The following is an 18,762-nucleotide window of genomic DNA, read 5'->3' as shown; positions in this document are numbered from 1 at the left end:
TACGGATGGGTAGTTCAGTTGGGTAGGCGGTCGGCGATGTCGTCGATCAACCACGGGCCTTCTGTTTCGATGGTCTTCACGTCGTGCCAGCCGGCGAGCGTCGAGATCGCACCGCCTTGCACCGCGAACACCTGACCGGTCAGCAGACACTTCTCCGTCGCCAAGTACGCGACTACCGGGGAAATGTTGGCGGGGTTGAAGTAGTCGAACTCGCCCTCCCCGACTTCGGCACCGATGATCGCGCCCATCCCGGGAGTCGCGAGCGTGAGGCGGGTGCGTGCGATCGGGGCGATGGCGTTGACCCGGACCCCGTAACGCTCGAGTTCGTCCGCGGCAACCAGGGTCAGCGCTGCGATCCCGGCCTTGGCCGCACCGTAGTTGGTCTGACCTGCCTGCGGCACGGTGACACCTGACGCCGACGCGGTGTTGATGACCGCCGCATTCGGCTGATTCCCGGCCTTCGACTGCGCCTTCCAGTACACGGCGGCGTGATGCAGCACCGCGGCGTGTCCCTTGAGATGCACCGCGAGTACCGAATCCCACTGCGACTCTTCCATCGAGGCGATGAAGTTGTCGCGCAGGATGCCGGCGTTGTTCACGACGACGTCCAGCTGACCGAATTCACCGATCGCCTGGTCGACGAGTGCCTTCGCACCCGCCCAGGTGGCGACGTTGTCGGTGTTGGCGACGGCCTTGCCGCCCGCGGCGACGATCTCGTCCGCTACTTCCTGAGCGGGCCCGACGTCGGTTCCTTCGCCCGAGTTGCTGCCGCCGAGGTCGTTGACCACGACCGAGGCACCTTCGCGTGCGAACAAGAGCGCGTGCTCGCGGCCGATGCCGCGGCCGGCACCGGTAATGACGGCAACCCGCCCATCCAATACACCCATCGAAGTACTCCTAGTCTGCTATCTCGGCAAGACCGTCGGTGAGGACGAAGTCATCGCCGCGTACGGTCTCGAGTGCGTAGGTAGTGATGCCGTTTTCGGAACTGGCCTTCCAGATGCGAGTCTCGATGTCGTCGCCCGGGATCACCATCTTCGAGAACCGGACCGCGAATCGCTTGAGCCGGTTCACATCCGAGTCACCCACCTCGGTGAGCACTGCCCACGACGTGAAGGCCATAGTGCATAGTCCATGCCCGATGATGCCGGGCAGGCCAGCGTCCTTGGCGACTTCCTCGTCCAGGTGGATCGGCATCGGATCGCCGGCCGCCGGTGCGTACCGGAACGTCTGATCCTCGTCGAAGTGCTGCACGACTTTGGCGACCGGAGCGCTGTCCCGCACGGCGGGATCGACCTTGTGGCTCGGGCTCAGCACGCCGATCTTCTTGCCCGCATTGAAGCCTCGCACGAACGTGGTCACGTACTGCTCATTGACGAGCTCGCCGTCCTCGGTACGGCATTCGAGCAGGATGGTTGCCCGGGTGCCGTTCTCGAGGCCTTCGTAGCCAGTCATCTTGCCGCGGGAGACCAGCTTGTCGCCCGGCTTGGTTGCGCGATGGAAGTGGAAATCCTGCTCCCCATGAACAACTCGCGGGATCAGTTCCACCGGCATTACGTCGACGGCGGGCATGAGCAGCGACTCGAAGACCGGAACGATGTTGAACACCGGTGACGCGACATCGCCGTTTAGATGCGCCGCGATCGGATCGTTGGTGGCCTTGGCATACTCGACGAGCCGTTCCCGGGTCACCTCGAATGAGTCCTCGTCCGACCAGACATCCAGTCCGGCGTCGTCGAACTCGAGCACCTCGGTCATGACGCTGCTGCAGCGAGAGATTCGAGCTGCTCGATCGTCTTGGCGAGCTGCTTGAGGCCGTCCTTCTCGACAGCCTTGCCGAGTGCGCCCTTGATCAGTGCGCCTTCGAAATCACCTTCGACGGAGAATTTCGAACCCGTACCCTCGGGCTCGATGGTGAACGCGAAAGTCGTCTTCACACCGGCCATGCCGGCGCCCGCGAGGACGAGCTTGGTCGGCGCCTCGACCGTTTCGACGGTCCACTCGATCTTGTTCGCCATTCCGAGCATCATGATCTTGGCGGTGAGATGCGCACCCTCGGCGACCACGGCGGGCGGCTCTTCGATCCAGCGCTCGTGGACGGTGAACCACTTGTCCCAGGCCTGCGGGTCCGCGATGACGGACCACACAGCGTCGGGGGCAGCGGTCAGTTCCTTGCTGGCTTCGATGTGTCCCATGATGATCTCCTCGTTGAGTGTTGTTGTGGTGGTGGGCGTTACGGATTAGCGCTCTGCGCGCTGGTACGCCGTTACGACGGTAGCGCCGCCGAGTCCGATGTTGTGCTGCAAGGCAGCGGTGACGTTGTCCACCTGACGCTTGTCGGCGGTGCCGCGCAGCTGCCAGGTGAGCTCGGCGCACTGCGCCAAACCCGTTGCGCCCAAAGGGTGTCCCTTGGAGATCAAGCCGCCGGACGGGTTGACGACCCAACGGCCGCCATACGTGGTGTCGCCGGCATCGATCAACTTTCCTGCGTCACCTTCCGGGCAGAGGCCGAGCGCTTCGTAGGTCAACAGTTCGTTGGCCGAGAAGCAGTCGTGCAGCTCGATGACCTGGAAGTCCTCCGGTCCGAGGTCGGACTGCTCGTAGACCGAGCGGGCCGCCTGCACGTTCATGTCGTAGCCGACGAGATTCTTCGCGGTGCCGTTGAAGCTGGACTCGAAGTCGGTGGTCAGCGCCTGGCCGACGATCTCGACCGCCTGGCCTGCGAGTCCATGCTTCTCGACGAATGCTTCCGAGGCCAGGATCGCCGCGCCGGAACCATCCGAGGTCGGCGAGCACTGCAACCGGGTGAGGCTCGACGGCGGGTAGATCATCTTGGCGTCGTTGATCTGGTCGAGCGTGTACTCGGTTTGGAACTGCGCGTAGGGGTTGTTGACCGAGTGCTTGTGGTTCTTGAAGCCGATCTTGGCAAAGTGCTCGGCGGTGGTGCCGTAGGTGTCCATGTGCTCCTTGCCGGCCGCGCCGAACAGCCACGAAGCGGGCGGGAACACGACCTCGGAGATCTCGGCCATCTTGTCGAAGTGAACCGCCATCGGTTGCTCGCGGTCGTCGTACATCGAGCCGAGCGAGCCGGGGTTCATCTTTTCGAAGCCGAGCGCCAACGCGCAGTCGACCAGACCGCCCTTGATGGCTCGGGCCGCGAGATACAACGCCGTCGATCCGGTCGAACAGTTGTTGTTGACGTTGACCACCGGAATGCCGGTCATGCCCAGTTCGTAGACGGCACGCTGGCCCGAGGTCGACTCGCCGTAGACGTACCCGACGTAGGCTTCCTGGATTTCGCGATAGTCGATGCCGGCATCCGCGAGTGCCTTCGTGCCGGATTCGCGGGCCATGTCCGGGTAGTCCCAGTCCTTCGAACCGGGCTTCTCGAACTTCGTCGTTCCGACGCCGATGACATAGACCTTGTTCGCCATTGAACTCTCCCTGGGTGGCTGCCTTGATGGCTGACACAAAGATACGCGCCTGAATGTATCTTTACAATGGTGCCGCCTGTCACACCCAAGATGTGATGGCGGATTGAGGTGGAGTCAGGAAGTCTGCAGCGCTTGCGCGCCCATGGCGAGCAAGCTTGCCGAAGCGCGGTCCCATTGACGCTTGGCACGGGTCGCGTCCGGCTCCACGAAATTCGAGATCAGGATCCCGCGGATCACGTCCATCGCGGTGAAGAAGAAGGACCGCAGCTCTCCACCGGCTTCGGCGCCGGGAAAAACCTGAGCAATACCGGCCACGAGGTTGGCCGTAGCGACCGGCTCGAATTTCGCCATCTCCCGCGCGAGGGTCGGATCCGTGCGCCCTGCCACCCAAAGCTCGACGGTCGCAACGAATATCGGACCCTGGTGCAGATCCCATATCAGGTTGAGAGCAGCCGCTATTGGGTTGTCGCTCGTCGTGACGGTGCCCATCTCCCGGATCGCCGCCTCGGCTCGCTTCGCGGCCAGGTGACGAATGGCAGCGATCACCAGGTCTGTCTTCGACGGGAAGTGATGGACCTGCGCTCCCCTGGTGACGCCGGCCTTCTCCGCAACACGCGGGGTGGTGGTTCCGGCATAGCCGTACTCGACGAGGCACTCGATCGTCGCGTCGAGCAACCGCACACGCATCTCGGCGCTCCGCTGCTCCTGCGTGCGCCTGGCCTTCTTGGCGGTGCTCGTCGTCGTCATGATGGAAATCCCGTCGTTCGGGCGTGCAACTGGCCGGAGGTAAACGCCCACTCTACAGTTTCATGCACAGATGCATGTATCTTAAGTGAGATCGCTCAGCTTTACCTGATCACAATCGGCGCAAATGTCATCACGACGACGGGCATCGGACGGCAACGAACGTCCGCCCTAGCGCGGAAGTCGCCGATCTGCCACGCAGCCCACGTGGCTAGGGCGTCGGAAGAACCGGTGCGCCAGGAGGAACGGGCGCGCCCGGGTCGGCCGGCGGGGGCGCCTCGGAACCGGGCGGGGGCGGGCCGTTCAACGGGTAGTACCCGGGCGGCAGAGCTGGCCCGCCCGCGTAATTCTTGGTTACCGGAGGCCCGTTGGACGCCGGGTCGGTCAATGACACGAATCCGGGAGGCAACTGCGGCGCCGGGCCAGCTCCTGGCGGCGGTGGCGCCCCTTCGAGCGGCTGGTCGGGCGCTCCGCCGATGAATGATTGCGGGTCCTGAGCCTGGTGCCAAAGATCCCTGAGATTCGCGAGCGGGCCGTTTCCTGCGTTGTTACCTCCGCCGTACACGGGGTTGGCGATCTCCGGCACCATGGGCGGCCCGGCGGGTGGCGGCGCGGGCGCTGCCTCAGGGCCAACCCCCGCAGGTTCCACCACGGGCTGGCCGGGCGCCGGGGGCGTCGCGCCAGGAGCCGCAGGCACCGGCGTCGGGTAGGGCACCGGATCCGCTGCGGCCTGTGCTGCCATGGCCAGTGCACCGCCGGCGACCATCGCGCCCGCGATCGCGAACCTGACGGCCTTGGTCTGCTGTCGTTCGGTCATGAATCCTGGCTGTCCTCTCTGGTGGCGCTCACACACACTCCTTTGCAAGAGGCGCGCAAGAGCGCCGGACCCGACCTCGGAGGCAAGGCTAGCGCCTTCACCGATCGGCGTCACCTCGTTCGCGCACCCCGGCCACGAGGGACTGTTCCTGGAATAGGGTCCTGACGTGGACGGATACCTGACCTACGACGCCATGGGACTGGCCGAGCTGGTCCGGTCCGGCGAGGTCAAGCCCGCGGAACTCCTCGAGGCGGCGCGCACGCGGGCGGACGAGGTCAATCCGCGGATCAACGCGATCGTGGTGGACGTCGAACCCACGGCCGCGGCCGAGGGTGCGCCGTTCTCCGGCGTGCCGTTCCTCGTCAAGGATCTTCTTCAACACCTCGCGGGCTATCCCACCAGCGGTGGCTCCCGATCGCTTTCGGCGGTCCCGGCGACCGAAACCGCCACCGTCGTGCAGCGTTGGCTCGACGCGGGGCTGGTCATCTTCGGCAAGACCAACACACCCGAGTTCGGCGCAAACGCCGTCACCGAGCCCGAACTCTTCGGCCCGGCGCTCAACCCGTGGAACACCGACCACACCCCCGGTGGCTCATCCGGAGGCTCGGCCGCCGCGGTGGCCGCCGGCATCGTGCCCTGCGCCGGCGCCAGCGACGGCGGCGGCTCGGTTCGGATCCCGGCATCGGCCTGCGGGCTGTTCGGCCTCAAGGCTTCCCGCGGCCTGGTTCCCGCTGGGCCTGCGCACGGTGAGTACCTCGGCGGTTCCGCGACCGACGGGGTCATCTCGCGTTCGGTGCGCGACAGCGCGGCGATGCTCGACGTGATGGTTGGCCCGACGCCGAACTCGCCCTACCTCGCCGCCCGGTCCCCCGACGCTTACCTCGACGAGGTCGGGCGTGCCCCTGGTCGCCTGCGCATCGGCGCCTGCACCACCAGTTCGATCAACCCGAAACCTCACCAGGAGGCCGTCGCTGCGGTCACCGAGGCGGCCGATCTGCTCACCGACCTCGGACACGACGTCGTGCAGATCGCACGGGCCCCGTACGACGACGGGGTCGTCGCCAGGGAGTTCCTCACCACCTACTTCGCCTATGCCGCCTACACCGTCGACGAGGCCAAGGCCAACAGCGGTGCCGACGACTCGGCATTCGAGCTGAACACCCGGCTCATGGCGGCCATGGGTCGCTCGACCAATCCCGTCGATCTCACCCGCGCACTTGAACGGCGCCACGAACACGTGCGGCGGCTGGCGGACTTCCATCAGCAGTACGACCTGCTGCTCACCCCGACCACCGCGACCCCACCGCCCTGCGTCGGGGCGTTCGCCGTCTCACCGGCGTTGCGGATCGCCGCACGGGGGCTGCTCGCCGCCCGCGTCGCCGGGCAGTTGCGGCGCTTGACGCCGGTTCTCGACCAGATGATCGGCGACTACCTCGGATGGGTGCCGTACACGCAGTTGGCGAACCTCACCGGCCGACCCGCCATGACCGTTCCGCTGCACTGGACCGCCGACGGCCTGCCGATCGGCGTCCAGTTCGTCGGCCGGCTCGGGGCGGAAGGACAGCTGATCCGCCTGGCCTGGCAGCTCGAGCGGGCCCGCCCGTGGGCCGACCGTCGACCGGAGATTTAAGGCTCGGCCCGCGGCCGAAACCACCTCGCGCAAGCTTTCACCGCGCCTACCATCGAGCAGTCCTAATCTAAGGACCCATTGACCTATGCCCATTTCACAAGGGGGCTGATCGCATGACGCGGACACGGAGCGACTCGATCGGGGCAGGCGGCCTCAACTGGGACAGCTTGCCGCTGAAACTGTTCGCAGGCGGCAACGCAAAGTTCTGGAATCCAGCGGACATCGACTTTTCCCGCGACCGAGCCGACTGGCAGTCGCTGACCGAGCTCGAACGCGACTGGGCCACCCGACTGTGCGCCCAATTCATCGCAGGCGAGGAAGCGGTCACGCAGGACATCCAGCCGTTCATGGCCGCGATGCGGGCGGAAGGCCGGCTGGGCGACGAGATGTATCTGACCCAGTTCGCGTTCGAGGAAGCCAAACACACCCAGGTGTTCCGGCTCTGGCTTGACGCCGTCGGAATGACCGACGACTTGAACGGCTACCTCGATGACCTTCCCGCCTACCGCACGATGTTCTACGAGGAACTTCCCAATTCTCTCAATGCTCTTGCTACCGACCCGTCTCCGGCCGCCCAAGTTCGAGCATCGGCCACCTACAACCACGTCATCGAGGGAATGATGGCGCTGACGGGTTACTACGCGTGGCACAAGATATGCGTGAACCGCGGCATCCTTCCCGGCATGCAGGAGTTGGTGCGGCGCATCGGTGACGACGAGCGGCGCCACATGGCGTGGGGCACCTTCACCTGCCGTCGACACGTCGCCGCCGACGATGTCAATTGGACCGTGTTCGAGACCCGGATGAACGAACTCATGCCATTGGCGCTGCAGAACACGGAGGAGGGCTTCGCCCTCTACGACGAGGTCCCCTTCGGATTGGAGAAGGAAGAGTTCGTGCAGTACGCCAGCGAAAAGGGGCTGCGACGATTCGGCACGATCAGCAGCGCGCGTGGACGGCCACTCGCCGAGATCGACGTCGACTACACGCCACTGCAACTCGAAGACGCATTCGCCGACGAAGACGCAGAGGCGCTGGCCTCTGCCTGAGAGACCTAGCCCGCTGGGGTGATGAGCTCGTCGACCACCCAACGGGCGACGCCGACCGGGTAGGGGTTGGCAGCTGGTCGTTGGATAGTGAGCGGTAGTGATTGGTACCGCGCGGGAGTGAGTGGTGCTGTCGTGGAGCGGTGGGTCGGTGGTGGCTGCCAGGATGCGGGTGTGGGTGAGCGTGTGCCGTTGCGTCGGGTCGGTGCGCCGGTGGTGGCTGGGCCGCCGTCGGGCGGATCCGGACCCGGATACAGCTGACCGAGGCTGAAGCGGCGGCGTTGGGTGCGGTCGGGTCGTTCCTGGGTGGGGTGTATGGGGGCGAGTTGGCTGGGCGGGTACGGGCAGGGCATTTGGATCGCTCATCGCAGGCGGGGTGGCGGGCCGGGCGCAAGCAGGTGGTGACCGGGGTGTCGTCGTCGCGGTGGGCGGGAAACGGTTGTGGCGCAACCGCCATCACCTCGATCAGACGGGAATGACCGAGGTGCAGTGGCGGGCCCGGTGGGATGCCGCGCGGATGTTCCTGACCGCCGACGGGGGGTGCCCAGCACTGGGCGACACCCTTGCAGCAGCAGACTTCCGATCCGGTCACTCGGCATCACGCCGCGGCGGCCGCGATCGGCAGGCGTGGTCTCGGGATGGCGATCAGGCGACGGCCGGCAGGACCCCGTAACGGACAGAGGACCGTTTCGGGCACGCCACCGGCCAGGCCCGATCACCCACCGGGCCACGTGGGTAGGCACGGCAGTCCCGGCCCACCGGCACGCACACGATGTGGGCCGGCCCACCGGAGAACCCCCGCCACCCGCGGCCAACACCGTTCGGGCCGCAACCGAGCAAGACTCACTCCTGCTCAGGCAAGAGGAACGGTTCGACAGGCCGAGGACGACGTCGTTGAAGCCGCCGTCGATGGCCCGGCCGATCTCCTCACGCATGACGTCGGGGCGGTCGTAGGAGACCGATAGGTGGATCGACCTCGTGATGATGCGGCGTCGCGACCGATCTCGGCGCAGTAGCGGTCGAGCAGGACGCTGCGACTGATCGCGTCTCTATGTCGTGGCCGGGGATGTTCCACAGAACGGCGTGTTCGGCTACAACTCGAAGTAGAGCGGCCGAGCGCCCGCCGACCAGGATGGGTGGATGGGGCCGCTCGACCGGTTTGGGGCTTCCGAACGCACCGGTGAGCTGGACGTGGGTTCCGGTGAAGTCGAACGGCTCGGTCTCGGTCCACAACCGTCGGCTCACCGTGAGCGCCGCGGCGAGGCTCTCCACGGAGTGCGAGAAGTCGTGGAATGGCGGACGGTGTGCCTCGTACTCGCGTCGCGCCATGAGGAGGCTGGGACGGGAGCCGGCGCCGATGCCGAAGTCGAGCCGCCCTCCGGAGACGACGTCCACAGTCGTGGCGATCGTCGCGAGCATCGCGGGCGGGCGAAACCGGTTGCTCGTCACGAGCAGTCCGATCCCGACTACGACGCGCGTCGCATGGGTGCAGCTCGTCATCTCGCGGCTGCGCCCGTAGCCGTTTGGCAGAATATTTTCTATAGTCGTCATTACTGCCACTGTTATGCGCGCAGCAAACATCGGATAGTCGAATGCATGGCAGATGCATTGACTCTGGTGCTGCTGATCTCGATGATCCTGGCACCCTTTGGACTGCTGGCGGCGCTCGCCAGCCGGTGTGTTCCCAAGACGCCGACTCTCCGGGTACCTGGGCAGGTTTCGGCGAATCACAACTACACCGGGCAGCCCATCCGCTGACCAGTCATCCGGCGATTTCACTGGTAGCTCAACAGGTGTCACCGAGCCGATCGGTTTGCAAGGATCCCTCGCATGGATGCCGACCGGGTGGAAAGCCTCGAGCAAGCCGAACGCCGATTGCAGGCCGCGCAGTTGGCCTCTGACGTCACCGCGCTCGGCGAGCTCCTCGACGAAGACGCGATCTTCACTGGACCGGACGGCAACCTCTACACCCGTGAGGACGACCTACGCGTTCACGGCACCGGGCACCAGGTGATGACCCGGGTCGACGAAGAGGAACTCCGCATCTCGACATTCGGCGATGACGTCGGAGTGACGTTCTTCCTCGGAACGCTGGAAGGCACCGTGGGCGGAGACCCCATCAAGGCGCGGATGCGCTACACGCGGACCTGGAAACACGACAACACACGGTGGCGCATCATCGCGGCCCACGCGTCCTTCCTCACCGAAGAGGCCCAATCCGGGTAACCGTCCGCCGTTTCTTTCGGTGCCTCCGTGAACGTTGTAGTGCAGGATGATGCGCGTGGCAGAGCCAGTCGCCTTCGTGAGCACCACCGGGCCCCGCTTGGCGGGCATCATCGATGTCCCTCAAGGCGAGGTGCGCGGATGGGGCGTGTTCGCCCACGGATTCACCCTCGGCAAGGACTGCCCGGCCGCGAGCCGGATCTGCAAGCAACTCGCCAGCGAGGGCATCGGCATGCTCCGCTTCGACAACCTCGGGCTCGGTGGCTCCGAGGGCGACTGGGGTGACGGATCGTTCTCCCACAAGGTCGCCGACACCGTGCGCGCGGTGGAGTTCATGAACGAGTCGGGCCGGGAGGTGCGACTCCTCGTCGGACACTCCTTCGGGGGCGCGGCCGCGATCGCCGCCGCGCACGAGTGTCCGACCGTGGTGGCGTTGGCGAGCATCGGGGCACCGTACGAACCCGCCCACGTCGAGCTGAACTACGACGCTCTCGTCCATCGGATCGAGGCCGACGGTGAGGCGCCGTTCCTCATCGGCGGCAAGGCGTTCACCCTGAAGCGCCACTTCATCGAGGACGTCCGCACCGCCGATCTGCGGGAGCGGATCAGGACCCTGCGCCGCGCACTGCTCGTCATGCATTCACCGACCGACAACACCGTCGGCATCGCCAACGCGAGTGAAATCTTCCGTACGGCCAGGCATCCCCGCAGCTTCGTCTCCCTCGAAGGTGCCGACCACCTCCTCACCGGGAAGAATCAGGCTGCGCGGGCGGCTCGCATCATCAGTGCGTGGGCCGACCCGTACCTCTGACTCGGGCCGCTCCCCTACCCGGCAAACGCGTACCGACGACTTCCGCTGATCATGGGGATTTCGTGGGTGAATGCACACGACTGTCGATAGATTTTGTCCAACCCTGCCCCCGACCATCGAAGCAGCATGCCAACAGACGTCGACAACGCCCCGTTACTGCTTCTGTCGATCCGCGCCGAGGACGAAGCGGCTGACGACGAGTATCGGGCGATGATGCGCTTCGCCGGGCTCGACGAGAGTGGACTGCACCGGATTCGCCTGACTGACAGGCCTTTAGGGGCGATCGATCTCGCCGAGTGGTCCGGCATGATCCTGGGCGGCGGGCCGTACAACGTCAGCGATGCCCCCGATTCCAAGTCGGCGACGCAACGACGCGTCGAAGCCGAACTCCTGCCTCTGATCCGTCGTGTCGTCGACCGCGACTTTCCCTTTCTCGGATGCTGTTATGGCGTCGGCACGCTCGGTTCGGTCATTGGCGCCACCATCGACCGCACCTACAGCGAGCCGGTTGGTGCCGTCACGGTCACACTCACGCCGCCCGGTTGCGACGACTCGATCTTTGCGGACCTGCCCGAAGTCTTCGACGCGTTTGGCGGGCACAAGGAGGCAGCTACTTCGCTGCCCTCCCACGTCGTCTGTCTCGCGTCCTCCGCCGACTGTCCGGTGCAGGCCTTCCGGGTGGGAAGCAACGTGTATGCCACACAGTTCCACCCCGAACTCGATGCCGACGGCATGTGTACGCGAATCGACGTCTACAAGAACCATGGCTACTTCGCTCCCGAAACGGCTGAGTCGCTGAAATTAGCTGCACGACAACGGAACATCGGACACCCTCCAGGGATCTTGCGCAGGTTCGCCGAGCGGTACGCGCGGTGATGATGAATGCGACCATGAATCATCGCCTGCCAGTACCGTGGGAGCATGGGTGTTCTCGGCAAGATCCAACGATGGCAGTACCGCGGCGGCCGTGCAGGATGGTCGGCGCGCATCGCAAATCGCTTGGGCTCCACCATCTTTGCGGCTGGCATCGGGCCCAGTTCGGCTGCCACCCTCGAACTGCGCGGCCACAAGTCCGGGCGGACGATCACGTTCCCGGTAGTCGTCGCGGACTATCAGGGTGAGCGATACCTAGTGGCCATGCTTGGCCAGACGTCGAATTGGGTGCGAAACCTGCGCAACGGTGACGGCCGCGCGGTGTTGGCGCGACGGCAGCGCGAAGACGTGCACCTCGTGGAGGATCACTCCGACAAGCGTGCGGCGGTCTTGCGCCGCTACCTCGAGCTGGCGCCAGGAGCGCGCCCGTTCTTTCCGATCGATCAGCATGCGCCGATCGAGGACTTCGAGCGCATCGTCGATCAGTACCCGGTGTTTCGAGTGGCCTGATCGGACGCTGCCGTTATCTCCCGTGAGCGTTGAAGAACTGCCACGATGCCTCGGAGGCATCGAATGTGTGGCTGGCCGCGCCGACTTCCTGCACCGGCAGGATTGGCGGAGCGCCTGGCCAGGTATGACCCCCGCCGTCGATGCGCATGAACTCCACGGCACTACCCGCCGCGCACGGTGAGTACGTCAAGCCCGTCGTCGCGGTGCCGTCACCGTTGCCGGGAAGCACGTCTTGTGAAGGCGTGCCAGGACATCGGTCGATCTGTTGCCAGCGCTGCACCATCGCAGGCGCTGCCACGACGTCACTGGCTCCCCCGCGTCCCGTCATGCCGCCTCCGTCATACGGGACGATCGGATCCGCGGTGCCGTGTGTTGCGAGGACCGACACCGGCCGTGACGGACTGCATCCCACGTTCGTGCCGAGCGTCCCCGCCACGGGGGCGATTGCGGCGAACAGGTCAGCACGATCACACGCGAGGCGGTTCGCCATGAATGCTCCCGCCGACAGGCCCGTCGCGAACACGCGGCCAGGGTCGATTCCGTACTCCGCGACCAGCGTGCCCACCAAGGCCGCGATGAATCCGACGTCGTCGACACCCTGCCTGTCCGGCATCGACGCGCCACGGCCGTCGGCCCAACTGAAGTCGATGCCGTCGGGGTGAACCGTGACGAACCCGTGTGCGTCGGCGACCGCGTCGTAATGCGTCAGCGCGGCCTGATCCCGCCCGGTCGCGCCGGCGGCATGCAAGTTCACGACGAGAGCCGACGGATGCTCGACCCCAGCTGGAACGTGCAATTCGTATGTCCGGACCAGTCCCCCGAAGTCGATCTGGGCCGACCGGAATGGGCTGGCCGACGCCACCGCCGCGCCAGGCAGGAGACACGCGACAAGGCAGATCAGGGTCGCCGCCATCGGGACGATACGTGCTTGGGCGAGGCGCATCCGCGCACGGTAGAGACCTCGAGCGAATTCCACGGGAACGGGAGGTGTCATGCTCACATCGTGCCCGACAGGCCCAGACGGGAACCCTGGCTCGACGAAACCCATCAACCGCCGGTACTACCCGCACGGGTGGGCGTGACGTTCTTCTCAGGCGCCTAGCTCTTCGGCGGCGATGCCGAAGATCTCGACCGCCAACCCGACCGCGACGAAGTGACCGGCTCCCTCGACCGCATGCGATACGGCTCCTGGCATCCGGTTTGCCACCGTCTTGTTGATGGAATCGGGCACCAACCGATCGTCCAATCCCTGCCACATCTGGGCCCGACGCTCGATCGTCGTCGCCTCGAATGCCCGACGGCGATAAAGAAGTTCGCTATCCCGGATCAGACCTTCGGAACCGCGGGCGAAGCACTCGGCGGACGTCGCGCAGAACGCGGCTTCGACACCGGGCTGACCCGCGATCTGCCGGTCGTACTCGTTGAGGACCTAGGTCCGCCGTGGTTGTGCAGGACTAGCGGCCCCTTCGGGTCTCCGACTTCGACGTAGGTGAGATTGCGACCATCCGGTGTCCGAACCGACTGCGTCGCACCGGCGGGCGGTAACGCGTTGCCATCCATCGTGTCGTGAAGCGTAGCGCCGGCGTTGGCCAATCTGTGGATTGTGCAAGGAAAGCCCATTGCGCGGACGAATCGCTTCTCCGCCCTGTGGCCGCCCTCACATCATGGTCGGCACCTACAGGCAACGGGAGGCTCAAGACCATGCAGTCGGAACAACGAGTACCAGACGAAGCACCTCGCGCAAGGTCGGTGGCCGGCAACGTGATCCGCGGATCGCTCGGCAATCTGATCGAGTGGTACGACTGGTATGTTTACGCGGCGTTCAGCATCTACTTCGCGAGCGTCTTCTTTCCCTCGTCGAATTCCACGGCGCAGTTGCTGAACACGGCGGGGATCTTCGCCGTCGGGTTCCTGATCCGGCCGCTCGGCGGCTGGTTGCTCGGTTGGTATGCCGACCGAGCCGGACGCCGGGCGGCATTGACCCTCTCGGTGACGATGATGGGTATCGGGTCACTCGGCATCGCCGTCCTGCCCGGGTATGCGCAGATCGGCGCGCTGGCGCCGATCCTGCTGGTGGCTGCCCGGCTGTTGCAGGGCTTGTCGCTGGGTGGCGAGTACGGAACGTCGGCGACGTACCTGAGCGAAGTCGCTACGCCACATCGACGCGGCTTCTACTCGTCATTTCAGTACGTGACGCTGACGAGCGGCCAACTGCTCGCACTGGGTGTTCAGATCATCCTGCAGCAGGTGCTCACCCCGGAGCAGATGCACGACTGGGGCTGGCGGATCGCGTTCGTCATCGGAGCGGTGGCCGCCGTGACCGTCATGTGGCTGCGGCGCACGATGGACGAGTCGGAGAACTACAAGCTGGCCGTCGAGTCCAACTCCGAACGCGGCAGCTTGCGGATCTTGCTCAGCTATCCGCGAGAGTGCCTGACCGTGGTGGGTCTCACCCTCGGCGGCACCATCGCGTTCTACACGTTCACCACGTACATGCAGAAGTTCATGATCAACACGACCGGTCTGCCGAAGGAGCAGGTCACGTGGATCAACTTCGTCGCGCTGGTCATCTTCGTCGGGCTCCAGCCGCTCATCGGCGCGTTCTCGGACAAGATCGGTCGCCGACCGGTTCTCATCGCGTTCGGGGTCGGCGCGACGCTGTGCACCGTCCCGCTGCTGACCGCTGTGTCGCACGCCGGGTCCGCGCTCTCGGCATTCGGCCTGATGCTGATCGGCCTGGTCATCGTGTCGGGTTACACGTCGATCAACGCCGTGGTGAAGGCGGAACTCTTCCCCGCCCGTATCCGGGCACTCGGCGTCGGGCTGCCGTATGCGCTGACCGTCGCGCTCTTCGGCGGCACCACCGAGTACGTGGCGCTCGCGCTGAAGAACAACGGCCACGAGAACTGGTTCTTCTTCTACGTGGCAGGCGCTGCGCTGATCTCGCTGTTGGTGTACGTGTTCATGGGCGAATCCTCGCGTAGCTCGCATCTGGAGCGCGAGACGCGGGAACTCGACGTCGACGAGCGAGACCAGGCCAAAGTCGATGATGTTCTGGCCGAACCTGCTTAGCATCAGCGCCATGCGCGTGCTGCTTGTCGAGGATGACGAGGGGGTCGCGTCGGCGCTGGCCGAACTTCTCGGCCACGCCGGCGCGTCTGTCATCCGAACCGCCCGCGGGTCCGACGCCCTCCATCGGGTCAAGGGCTGCGACCTGGTGCTCCTGGATCTGGGGTTGCCCGACATGGACGGCCTGGACGTGCTACGCACGCTTCGGCGTGCCTCGGCAGTGCCGGTGATCATCATGACGGCCAGGGACAGCGACGGCGCGGTAGTGCTCGGACTTCGCGCCGGGGCTGACGACTACTTGGTCAAGCCGGTTCGAAAAGCAGTGCTGCTGGCGCGCATTGACGCCGTCATGCGACGTCTGCGCCGTGCCGGGGGCGACGCCGCAACCCCGTCCGGCCCGGTGGTCGCCGGACCCGTCACCATCGACCGCGAGTGCCGGGTGGTCACGCTGGCCGATGTCCCTCAAGCACTGACCAAGACCGAGTTCCAGATCCTCGCCACCCTCGCAGCGCGCCAGGGCGAGGCGGTCAGCCGCGAGGAACTCATGCTCGAGGTGTGGGGCACCGCGGTGATCGGCCGGTCCCGGTCGTTGGACTTCTTCATCGGACAGATCAGGGCCAAGCTCGCCGGGCTTCCGCTTCACACCGTGCGCGGGTTCGGTTTTCGGCTGGACACCTGACGTGGGCCTTCGAGTTCGCGTCGTACTCGTCGTTCTATCGCTTCTCGCGATCGCGGCACTCGCAGTCCCCTTGGCGCTCAGTCTTGCGGACCGCAGAACTGCGGCACTCACCGCGGAGCGCGGTCGCCAACTCGCTGCGCTCGCCGATTCGGCTGCCATGACAGACGTCCCCTTGCAACGACTGATCGACCGCTACTTCGAGGTGTACGACGAAGGCGTCGTCGTCGTCGACGCCGACGGTCGAACCCTGGCCGCACGGGGACTCGGCGACTCGGACCGAGCCGTCACCACCGCGGCCAACCGTGCCCTCGCCGACGCTCCTGCGACGCCGTGGACCCGAATCCTGCCCTGGGATCGGCGCACTGAGCTGGTTGCCGCGGGTGTCCGACGCGACGGGGAGCTGGTTGGCGCCGTCGTGATGGCGGTCGATACCTCGGCTGCCGCCCGCGGCGTCGCCATCGGCTGGATGTGGGTGGCGGCGGGGTGTCTGGCCCTGGTGGGACTGGCCGCGCTGATCGGTCGTGCGCTCACCAGGTGGGTACTACGCCCGCTCGACGGGCTGGAGCGCGCCGTCGCCGAGATGACAGAAGGGGTTTCGGGGCCGCCCGCAGACGTGGCTGGGCCGCCGGAACTACGCCATTTCACCTCCGCCTTCAACACGATGGCACAGGTGGTGCGTGCATCCCTGGACCGGCAGCGGCGGCTCGTGGCCGACGCCTCGCACCAACTGCGCAATCCACTGGCCGCAGTGCGGTTGCGCGCGGACAGCCTCGACGACTTCGTGAGCGGGGCGGGGCGGTCGACATACGGGTCGATGACCGCGGAGCTTGACCGTCTGGAGAATCTGCTGCAGCAGCTGCTTCGCCTGGCCCGCGCTGAGGAGGTCAGCAACAGCCGCAGAGTGGGTTTGACCGCCACCGCGGACTCGACGGTCCTCGACGACGTGATCACCGAACGCGTGGCGTTCTGGAAACCCGTCGCCGACGGCCAGCACCAGCGACTCCTCCACCGCGCGGGCCATCCCGGGCTGACGGTGCAGCTCGCCCGACACGATGCAGAGCAGCTGCTCGACGTCGCAGTGGACAACGCGCTGAGGTACGCCGGGCCGGACACCACGGTCACCGTGTCCACCGCGCAGACCGGCGACGTCGTCGAACTGATCGTCAGTGACGACGGCCCTGGCTTGCCCGACGAGGACTTGTCACGGGCCGCTGCACGATTCTGGCGGGGACGAGACGATGGCGCAGGAACCGGCCTCGGGCTCGCGATCGCCGGTGAGATCGCCGCCGGTCATGGCGGGTCGATATCGGTGGAGCGGGCCCCAGAAAGTGGCCTCCTGGTGCGCTTCCGCATGCCGGAGGCGGGTGCGTCGACGTGACTCTTCCGGGATCCGAAATGAGCCGTCGTGCATTCCTTCTCGCGACGACGGCGGTGGTGGCCGCAGGTTGCGTCCGAGGTGCACCCCGCGCACACGTGGGTCTAGCCGCGGGTGAACAAGGCGGGTTGTATCTGGCGTTCGCCGAAATCTTGGCAACGCGTATTCGGGCTCGCCATCCAGACTTTGGCGTCGACGCGGTCCCGACCGAGGGTACCGTCGACAACCTCGCCCGGTTGCGTTCGTCGGAGGTCTCGTTGGGCCTGGCGCTCGCCGACGTCGCCGAGCGGGATCGGGCTACTGGGCCCGGCGAAACCGCACCCCTGGCGATAGCGCGGGTGTATGAGAACTATCTGCAAGTGATCGTGCGCGACTCCGCTTCCGTGCGCCGGCTGGCAGACCTTCAGGGACTGCGGGTCTCCATCGGCCCGGCCGGATCGGGCGCCGCGGCGACAAGCGAGGTGCTGTTCGAGGCGGCCGGTCTCGGCGGTCGGGTCGACATGCGGCGATATCGACTACACGATGGCCTAGGCCGGCTCGCGGACGGCAGCATCGAGGCACTGGTTTGGTCGGGCGGCGTTCCGACTCCAGCCATCTCCGATCTGGACGCCTCACTGCCCGTCCGGATGCTCGACATCGGCGAGCTGGCGGCTCCCATGGCCGACCTCTCCGGCTACCCCTATCTCGCCCGCGGAATGCCTGCCGGCGAGTACGTGCCACCCGGCCTCCGTTCCATCGGAGTGCCGAACCTGCTGCTGTGCCGTCACGACATCGCCGACGACGTGGTCGCTGCCGTGGTGGACGTACTCGCAACCGATGCACCGCAACTCGTACCCCCATTCGTCCGCGGGTTGCAGTACCTCGACCCACCGTCGATGATCCAAACCGGCCTGGTGCCCTTGCACCCGGGGGCCATCCGCCAGTACCGAAAGCTGCACGGATGAGCGTAAATCTGGTGCTGCCCTATCCGGATACGGGCAACCGAGTCGGCCAGAACGTCTTCGTCATCGTGTTCTTCATTGGTGTGCTCAGCGGCCCCGTGATTGGGCTGTACGCGTGGTCGCAGACGTCCGAATGCTGGCCGGTCCTGGTGTGGTTCGGGGGGCTGGGATCCGGGTGCGCCGCCATCTTCGTCCAGGCGATCGTCAACATGATCGTCACGGCGAGTAGACGCGCCCGTGGGGACGGGTGGCTGCACTTGTCGAGCACGGGTTTCGACGTCCACCCGCGAACGGGCCGCCTACGCCAGTATCAATGGTGCGAGATCGACGAGTTCATGCGCGTCGAGTCTCTTGATGGCGAAGGCGGTTTCGTCATCTACGTCGGCTTCCGCCTTGCACCGCAACGACGTCGCACGCCCCAGGGCAGGATCCGATCCGCGGTGGATCCACGCGACCGCCACGGGACGAAATCGGACGGCATCCTCGACGGGGCATGGGACCGCCCGGTCGAGGATGCGGTCGATTTGATGAACGCCTGGCTGGCGGATTGCAGGGCGAATCATCATGCGTGAAGCTGCTTGTGGCGCAAGGCAATTCGGTACTATGCGGT

General features: G+C 65.9%; 23 protein-coding genes. 13 read left to right on the top strand and 10 right to left on the bottom strand.

Going from position 1 to position 18,762, the window contains the following annotated elements:
• Positions 1-14: 14 nt before the first annotated feature.
• From HNP02_RS05495 to HNP02_RS05470, 6 genes are all read right to left on the bottom strand, one after another.
• Complete coding sequence (locus HNP02_RS05495) at positions 15-887, bottom strand: SDR family oxidoreductase (protein ID WP_184435887.1); 873 nt, start codon at positions 885-887, stop codon at positions 15-17.
• 10 nt (positions 888-897) lie between these two features.
• Positions 898-1,758 (bottom strand): MaoC/PaaZ C-terminal domain-containing protein, encoded by an 861-nt coding sequence (locus HNP02_RS05490; protein ID WP_184435885.1) that lies wholly within the window; start codon positions 1,756-1,758, stop codon positions 898-900.
• The gene (locus HNP02_RS05485) at positions 1,755-2,195 is read right to left on the bottom strand and encodes an SRPBCC family protein (protein ID WP_184435883.1); all 441 of its coding nucleotides are present in this window, start codon (positions 2,193-2,195) and stop codon (positions 1,755-1,757) included. Before HNP02_RS05485 ends, HNP02_RS05490 begins: the two co-directional genes overlap by 4 nt.
• A 45-nt stretch (positions 2,196-2,240) precedes the next feature.
• Complete coding sequence (locus HNP02_RS05480; RefSeq protein WP_184435881.1) at positions 2,241-3,434, bottom strand: lipid-transfer protein; 1,194 nt, start codon at positions 3,432-3,434, stop codon at positions 2,241-2,243.
• Between the two features lie 114 nt (positions 3,435-3,548).
• Positions 3,549-4,181 (bottom strand): TetR/AcrR family transcriptional regulator, encoded by a 633-nt coding sequence (locus HNP02_RS05475; protein ID WP_184435879.1) that lies wholly within the window; start codon positions 4,179-4,181, stop codon positions 3,549-3,551.
• Positions 4,182-4,389: 208 nt separating this feature from the next.
• On the bottom strand, positions 4,390-4,995 hold the full coding sequence (locus HNP02_RS05470) for a hypothetical protein (RefSeq protein ID WP_184435877.1): 606 nt from the start codon (positions 4,993-4,995) through the stop codon (positions 4,390-4,392).
• 193 nt (positions 4,996-5,188) lie between these two features.
• Here HNP02_RS05470 and HNP02_RS05465 point away from each other — a divergent pair, with 193 nt between their 5' ends.
• Positions 5,189-6,625: an amidase gene (locus tag HNP02_RS05465; RefSeq protein WP_184436539.1), complete on the top strand. Its 1,437-nt coding sequence runs from the start codon at positions 5,189-5,191 to the stop codon at positions 6,623-6,625.
• Positions 6,626-6,738: 113 nt separating this feature from the next.
• Positions 6,739-7,674 carry a R2-like ligand-binding oxidase gene (locus HNP02_RS05460; RefSeq protein ID WP_184435875.1) on the top strand — a complete coding sequence of 312 codons (936 nt, stop codon included), beginning with the start codon at positions 6,739-6,741 and terminating at the stop codon, positions 7,672-7,674.
• Positions 7,675-7,679: 5 nt separating this feature from the next.
• Here the strand turns inward: HNP02_RS05460 and HNP02_RS05455 are convergent, their stop codons facing one another.
• The gene (locus HNP02_RS05455) at positions 7,680-8,024 is read right to left on the bottom strand and encodes a hypothetical protein (RefSeq protein ID WP_184435873.1); all 345 of its coding nucleotides are present in this window, start codon (positions 8,022-8,024) and stop codon (positions 7,680-7,682) included.
• Between the two features lie 23 nt (positions 8,025-8,047).
• Between HNP02_RS05455 and HNP02_RS42515 the strand changes: the two genes are divergently transcribed.
• Complete coding sequence (locus HNP02_RS42515) at positions 8,048-8,344, top strand: hypothetical protein (protein WP_184436616.1); 297 nt, start codon at positions 8,048-8,050, stop codon at positions 8,342-8,344.
• Between the two features lie 254 nt (positions 8,345-8,598).
• On the opposite strand, the gene HNP02_RS42510 is transcribed toward HNP02_RS42515, so the two are convergent.
• Positions 8,599-9,222, bottom strand: coding sequence for an LLM class flavin-dependent oxidoreductase (locus HNP02_RS42510; RefSeq protein WP_255506208.1), 624 nt, complete (start codon positions 9,220-9,222; stop codon positions 8,599-8,601).
• 45 nt (positions 9,223-9,267) lie between these two features.
• Here HNP02_RS42510 and HNP02_RS05440 point away from each other — a divergent pair, with 45 nt between their 5' ends.
• The 5 genes from HNP02_RS05440 (at position 9,268) to HNP02_RS05420 (ending at position 12,088) form a co-directional block, all read left to right on the top strand.
• Positions 9,268-9,429, top strand: coding sequence for a hypothetical protein (locus tag HNP02_RS05440; RefSeq protein ID WP_184435870.1), 162 nt, complete (start codon positions 9,268-9,270; stop codon positions 9,427-9,429).
• A 72-nt stretch (positions 9,430-9,501) separates the two neighbouring features.
• Positions 9,502-9,897: a nuclear transport factor 2 family protein gene (locus HNP02_RS05435; RefSeq protein ID WP_184435868.1), complete on the top strand. Its 396-nt coding sequence runs from the start codon at positions 9,502-9,504 to the stop codon at positions 9,895-9,897.
• Between the two features lie 55 nt (positions 9,898-9,952).
• Positions 9,953-10,705 (top strand): S9 family peptidase, encoded by a 753-nt coding sequence (locus tag HNP02_RS05430; RefSeq protein ID WP_184435866.1) that lies wholly within the window; start codon positions 9,953-9,955, stop codon positions 10,703-10,705.
• A gap of 126 nt (positions 10,706-10,831) precedes the next feature.
• Positions 10,832-11,581, top strand: coding sequence for a glutamine amidotransferase (locus HNP02_RS05425; RefSeq protein WP_184435864.1), 750 nt, complete (start codon positions 10,832-10,834; stop codon positions 11,579-11,581).
• Positions 11,582-11,626: 45 nt separating this feature from the next.
• Positions 11,627-12,088, top strand: a complete 462-nt coding sequence (locus HNP02_RS05420; protein ID WP_184435862.1) for a hypothetical protein — start codon at positions 11,627-11,629, stop codon at positions 12,086-12,088.
• A 13-nt stretch (positions 12,089-12,101) separates the two neighbouring features.
• Here the strand turns inward: HNP02_RS05420 and HNP02_RS05415 are convergent, their stop codons facing one another.
• Both HNP02_RS05415 and HNP02_RS05410 read right to left on the bottom strand, forming a co-directional pair.
• Positions 12,102-13,031 (bottom strand): PHB depolymerase family esterase, encoded by a 930-nt coding sequence (locus tag HNP02_RS05415; protein WP_184436537.1) that lies wholly within the window; start codon positions 13,029-13,031, stop codon positions 12,102-12,104.
• Between the two features lie 147 nt (positions 13,032-13,178).
• Positions 13,179-13,319, bottom strand: coding sequence for a hypothetical protein (locus tag HNP02_RS05410; RefSeq protein ID WP_184435860.1), 141 nt, complete (start codon positions 13,317-13,319; stop codon positions 13,179-13,181).
• A 470-nt stretch (positions 13,320-13,789) separates the two neighbouring features.
• On the opposite strand from HNP02_RS05410, the gene HNP02_RS05405 reads away from it, so the two are divergent.
• Genes HNP02_RS05405 through HNP02_RS05385 form a run of 5 tightly spaced genes read left to right on the top strand, consistent with a single transcriptional unit; the run spans position 13,790 to position 18,724 of the window.
• The gene (locus HNP02_RS05405; protein WP_184435858.1) at positions 13,790-15,160 is read left to right on the top strand and encodes an MFS transporter; all 1,371 of its coding nucleotides are present in this window, start codon (positions 13,790-13,792) and stop codon (positions 15,158-15,160) included.
• 10 nt (positions 15,161-15,170) lie between these two features.
• The gene (locus tag HNP02_RS05400; protein ID WP_184435856.1) at positions 15,171-15,836 is read left to right on the top strand and encodes a response regulator transcription factor; all 666 of its coding nucleotides are present in this window, start codon (positions 15,171-15,173) and stop codon (positions 15,834-15,836) included.
• Position 15,837: 1 nt separating this feature from the next.
• Positions 15,838-17,214 (top strand): HAMP domain-containing sensor histidine kinase, encoded by a 1,377-nt coding sequence (locus HNP02_RS05395; protein ID WP_184435854.1) that lies wholly within the window; start codon positions 15,838-15,840, stop codon positions 17,212-17,214.
• Positions 17,215-17,231: 17 nt separating this feature from the next.
• The gene (locus HNP02_RS05390) at positions 17,232-18,155 is read left to right on the top strand and encodes a TAXI family TRAP transporter solute-binding subunit (RefSeq protein ID WP_184435852.1); all 924 of its coding nucleotides are present in this window, start codon (positions 17,232-17,234) and stop codon (positions 18,153-18,155) included.
• Positions 18,152-18,724 (top strand): hypothetical protein, encoded by a 573-nt coding sequence (locus HNP02_RS05385; protein ID WP_184435850.1) that lies wholly within the window; start codon positions 18,152-18,154, stop codon positions 18,722-18,724. The genes HNP02_RS05390 and HNP02_RS05385 overlap by 4 nt, the downstream gene beginning before the upstream one ends.
• Positions 18,725-18,762: the final 38 nt, after the last annotated feature.

Source organism: Mycobacterium sp. AZCC_0083 (assembly GCF_014202335.1).
Lineage (GTDB): Bacteria > Actinomycetota > Actinomycetes > Mycobacteriales > Mycobacteriaceae > Mycobacterium.
The sequence above is the reverse complement of the archived record's forward strand: the minus strand, read 5'-3'. Positions and strand labels throughout refer to the sequence as shown.